At 46.3% G+C, this 1,970-nt stretch carries 3 protein-coding genes and 2 pseudogenes; all 5 read left to right on the forward strand.

Annotated elements, in window-relative coordinates:
* A partial coding sequence (locus PGS25_RS15505) for a transposon-encoded TnpW family protein (RefSeq protein ID WP_270419414.1) occupies positions 1–147 on the forward strand: 147 nt, incomplete at its 5' end.
* A 41-nt stretch (positions 148–188) separates the two neighbouring features.
* Positions 189–992: pseudogene (locus tag PGS25_RS15510) on the forward strand (VirD4-like conjugal transfer protein, CD1115 family); the annotation flags it as partial.
* Between the two features lie 12 nt (positions 993–1,004).
* Positions 1,005–1,325, forward strand: coding sequence for a hypothetical protein (locus PGS25_RS15515; RefSeq protein ID WP_002304332.1), 321 nt, complete (start codon positions 1,005–1,007; stop codon positions 1,323–1,325).
* Between the two features lie 5 nt (positions 1,326–1,330).
* Positions 1,331–1,723 carry a helix-turn-helix domain-containing protein gene (locus tag PGS25_RS15520; protein WP_002304334.1) on the forward strand — a complete coding sequence of 131 codons (393 nt, stop codon included), beginning with the start codon at positions 1,331–1,333 and terminating at the stop codon, positions 1,721–1,723.
* A gap of 83 nt (positions 1,724–1,806) precedes the next feature.
* Positions 1,807–1,935 (forward strand): annotated as a pseudogene (locus PGS25_RS15525) (Maff2 family mobile element protein); the annotation flags it as partial.
* Positions 1,936–1,970 lie beyond the last annotated feature (35 nt).

Genomic DNA, 1,970 nt, shown 5'->3' on the forward strand with positions numbered 1-1,970 from the left:
GCAACCAACACCGCCACTTGCCCGACTGTCAGAAAGCAGATCGGCAAGACCACCTATATCGTCCGTGTCCATTTCAGCCAGACCGCAAAAGAGACAATGGAGGACAAAATCAAGCGTATGCTCCGTGAGGAAGTCCGCAAAATGTGACTTCTTTGTGAATTTGATGAAAAAGTCCTTGACTTTTCGTCTCTGGCAAGACCGCTAAGTCGATTTTGATTTCCTGCGGCGCTCGTCTGGCTCCTTTTGATATTCAGGAGGTCAGAGATGTGACTGCCTATGACGAGTTGCAGTTGGATACTCTCGGAGATAAGAAAACGGCGCTCTTTCTGATTATGTCAGATACGGATGCGACGTTTAATTTTTTGATCTCCATGATTTACACACAGCTGTTCAACTTGTTGTGCGAGAAAGCAGATGATGTGTACGGCGGCAGACTGCCGGTTCATGTGCGCTGCTTGATTGATGAGATGGCAAACATCGGTCAGATTCCCAATCTGGAAAAACTGGTAGCGACAATCCGAAGCCGTGAAATATCGGCTTGCCTTGTTCTCCAGGCACAATCACAGCTGAAAGCCATTTATAAAGACAATGCCGATACCATCATCGGCAACATGGATTCCCGAATTTTCCTGGGTGGTTCTGAGCCAACCACGCTCAAAGAACTGAATCAGGCATTGGGAAAAGAAACTATCGACACCTACAACACCTCCAACACCAGAGGTAACAGCCCGTCTTACGGCTTGAATTATCAGAAGTTAGGCAAAGACCTTGCGAGCGTAGATGAGCTTGCGGTTCTGGATGGCAGCAAGTGTATTTTGCAGTTGCGTGGTGTCAGACCGTTTCTTTCTGACAAGTACGATCTGACGCAGCACCCCAATTATAAGTACACATCAGACTTTGATAAGAGAAATGAGTTCAACATTGAGCAGTTTCTGAGTCGAAGGTTGAAGCTCAAGGCAGGTGATGAGTTTGTGGTAGTCGATGCGGATTAAGGAGGTTTCTGTTTGGAAAATCTGAAAACGGTATCTGCCCTGGTTAAGAACATCTTGGAACACGACCACAAGGCAAGAAATACCGACAATCATTTGTACCTGATGGTACTGGAACACTATTCCGGTCTGCGTGGCATCGACATTCATGCCATGACGGTTCCTGTGTTTTTGAAGGAACTGGATAGACGCAGCTTTCCGGGGTTTGAAACTGTCCGCAGAAGCAGACAGAAAGTGCAGGCAACCTACCCTGACCTTGCTCCCAGTGAAGCCGTAGGCAAGCGCAGAGCAAAAAATGAGGTTGTATATCGAGAATTTGCAGAAAGCGAGGTGTAAAAAAAATGACTTGGTGGATCACGGATACCTCTATTGGGCAGCGATTGAAGTTCGTTAGACGATTTCGCCGCCTTACCCAGAAAGAGCTTGGACTCCTGATGGGGTATTCCGAGAAAACAGCGGATGTCCGTATTGCTCAGTATGAGAAAAACGCTCGAACCCCTAATGCAGAAACCACAGCGAAACTCGCAGAGGTTCTGAAGGTTTCACCTGTCGTTTTTTCACCGACAATCTGTGCTTCTCGTGAAGATTTGTTGCAGTCAATGTATTGGCTGTTTCTTATGAAAGGTGGTGGTGATATATATGATTGTGAAACTGAATATGCAAGAAGCAGAATGGAACAGAAACTTGGCGTGATAACCGTCGAGGAGTTCCTTGAAAAGATTCTCGTAAACTAAGCCTTCCGTCCGGTTTTGATGCCGGTAGTACGGAGGGCTTTTTCTATTCTCAAAACAATTTCAAATTTTAGGAGGAAAATATTATGGCATTTTTCAATAGCGCAGTAACCGTTCTTCAGACTCTCGTTATCGCTCTGGGCGCAGGTCTTGGCATCTGGGGTGCAATCAATCTGCTTGAGGGCTACGGCAACGATAACCCCGGCGCAAATGCTCATGTGCGGTAAAGTAATAAAAAGATTTAGGTAGC

It is taken from the genome of Butyricicoccus sp. AM78-15b2TA, assembly GCF_027665985.1.
In the GTDB taxonomy this organism is placed as follows: Bacteria; Bacillota; Clostridia; order Oscillospirales; family Butyricicoccaceae; genus Agathobaculum; species Agathobaculum butyriciproducens.